The organism is Mesorhizobium sp. M7A.F.Ca.ET.027.02.1.1 (assembly GCF_004022985.1).
Taxonomy (GTDB): Bacteria; Pseudomonadota; Alphaproteobacteria; order Rhizobiales; family Rhizobiaceae; genus Mesorhizobium.
This window is the reverse complement of the sequence record NZ_RZOL01000611.1, coordinates 1-2,441: the sequence shown is the minus strand read 5'-3', so window position 1 is coordinate 2,441 and position 2,441 is coordinate 1. Positions and strand designations below refer to the sequence as shown.

The following is a 2,441-nucleotide window of genomic DNA, read 5'->3' as shown; positions in this document are numbered from 1 at the left end:
ATGGTGGATCGGGGTGTGGAATTGTTCGTGGGCGCTACCAACGATCCTATTTTCGGTCCGGTGGTCTTGTTCGGCTCAGGCGGCGTGCTGGTTGAGGCGGCCAAAGACGTGACTTTCCGCGCGGCACCGGTTTCTCCCGAGGAAGCCTTGAACATGATCGAGGAGACGCGTGTTGCGAAGATCCTCGACGGTTTCAGGCAGTTTCCGAGAGTCGACAAGCTATCTCTCGCCAACTTCATCTCGTCCTTATCTATGGCGGTCTTGAGAATGGAAAATCTTGCGGAGCTCGACATCAACCCGATTATCGCTAACGAAAGCGGTATCTATCCGGTCGATGTGAGGTTGGTCGGAAAATAATAGCCGCCATGCACGCAGGCGATCCTTTGGTTGCCAATCATCCAATCACTTAGTCCCGGCCGAAGGCTTTGCCGATGGGCGAATTCGTCCGCATTTTTGAAATGGCATCGCGCGACGGGCTCCAAAACGAGGGGCGCCTCGTGCCGGCTGCTGAAAAGATCCGACTTATTGACATGCTGTCGGACTGCGGCTTGCAGAAGATCGAGGCAACCTCCTTCGTGTCGCCGAGGTGGGTGCCTCAGATGGCTGACGCTGCGGGGGTTATGGCCAGTATTCGCCGTGCGCCCGGCGTCGTCTACGCGGTGCTGGTCCCCAACTTGAAGGGCTACGAGGCGGCGCGGGCGGCCAACGCTGACGAGATCGCCGTGTTTGCGTCGGCCTCCGAAACCTTCAGCCATAAGAACATTAACTGCTCGATTGCCGAGAGCCTCGAGCGGTTCCGCCCCGTACTCGCTGCGGCTTCCGCCGCTGGCACTCCGGTGCGGGGCTATGTCTCCTGCGTTACCGACTGTCCTTACGAAGGGCCGGTATCCCCGGCTGCCGCCATGAGAGTTGCGACCCAACTCCTTGCGATGGGCTGCTATGAGATTTCGCTTGGCGACACAATCGGGCAAGGGACCCCTGCCACCATCGCTGCCATGCTCGATGCCGTGTTGGAAGAGGTGCCGGCCGAGAGGCTTGCCGGACATTACCACGACACGGGGGGCCGGGCCCTCGATAACATCCTTGTAAGTCTGGAGAAGGGCTTGCGCACCTTCGACGCGGCGGTCGGTGGCCTTGGCGGCTGCCCTTTCGCCCCTGGCGCGAAGGGCAATGTCGACACCCTCGCCGTCGCCGCAATGCTAACCGACAAGGGCTATGAGACTGGTCTCCATATCGAGCGACTAGGGGCGGCGGCCCGCTTCGCGGACAGCCTGAGAGCGGGGCGGCCATGAGCTTCGAGACTATCCGTGTCACGACTGACGAGATCGGCGTCTCTACGTTGACTCTCGCCCGCCCGGACAAGCACAACGCCATGTCGGGACAGATGATCGCCGAACTTACGGCCGCCGCCGAACTGCTCGCCAATGACGACAACGTGCGAGCGGTGGTGCTGACGGGCGAGGGGGACAGCTTCTGTGCCGGTGCCGATCTCGCCTGGATGCGGGCGCAGGCCTCCGCCGCGCGTGACGAGCGAATCGCCGAGGCCAGGAAGCTGGCCCTGGCTCTGCGCGCGCTCAACGAACTACCCAAGCCGCTGATCGGCCGCATCAACGGCCAAGCATTCGGCGGCGGTCTCGGCCTAATGAGCGTCTGCGACGTCGCGATCGCAGTCGACACCGCGAAGTTCGGCTTCACCGAGGTCAGGCTAGGCCTCATCCCCGCGACGATCTCTCCCTATGTCCTGGCTCGGATGGGGGAGGGCCGGGCGCGGCAGGTCTTCATGTCAGCCAGGATATTCAACGCCAATGAAGCCCGCGAACTCGGACTGCTTTCCAACGCCGTGTCGCCGGCCGACCTAGAGGCGGCGGTGGAGGCTGAGGTCCGGCCCTATCGCTCGGCCTCACCGCAGGCCGTCGCCGCGGCCAAGGCGCTTGCGCGCCGACTTGGGGCGGCAATCGATGACGCGGTCATCGGCGATACGGTCGCTATGCTAGCCGATGCGTGGGAATCGACCGACGCCGCCGAGGGAATCGCGGCTTTCTTCGGTCGCCGCCGGCCACGCTGGCAGGCGTGAGGCTGAGGTCACGCACCTTTGCAGGGCTACGGGGAGAGATTGTGCCGCCATGTTCATAATTTTGTAAGGTGGCCCAGCGCCGTGGTGCCGCCAAGACACCGGTGCGCCGTCGTTGGTTGCAAACCCCACAACCAATCGTGAGATGAGCGCGTCTTTTGCGACGTCTGTCGCTTTTGAACAGGCGTGATCAGGTCCGACTGTCGGCGGTCGCGACCGTTTCGTGCGGTTGGAGGCCGTGTTCGGAGACGTGATTGGAGCTGATGGGACGGTTCCTGCCGCAATCTGACGCAGGCTTTCGGTCGCCGCCATCAGTGGATACCTGTCTGCGGCTCAATCTCGACATAACGACCGATCGACCGCAGATATG

The 2,441-nt window shown here is 62.6% G+C and carries 3 protein-coding genes; all 3 read left to right on the top strand.

The window, feature by feature from the left end:
• Positions 1–357, top strand: a 357-nt coding sequence (locus EN749_RS34130; protein WP_189367909.1) for an acetate--CoA ligase family protein, incomplete at its 5' end; no start/stop codon positions are given.
• A gap of 74 nt (positions 358–431) precedes the next feature.
• Complete coding sequence (locus tag EN749_RS34125) at positions 432–1,292, top strand: hydroxymethylglutaryl-CoA lyase (RefSeq protein ID WP_128364829.1); 861 nt, start codon at positions 432–434, stop codon at positions 1,290–1,292.
• Positions 1,289–2,074 carry a crotonase/enoyl-CoA hydratase family protein gene (locus EN749_RS34120; RefSeq protein WP_128364828.1) on the top strand — a complete coding sequence of 262 codons (786 nt, stop codon included), beginning with the start codon at positions 1,289–1,291 and terminating at the stop codon, positions 2,072–2,074. The genes EN749_RS34125 and EN749_RS34120 overlap by 4 nt, the downstream gene beginning before the upstream one ends.
• Positions 2,075–2,441 lie beyond the last annotated feature (367 nt).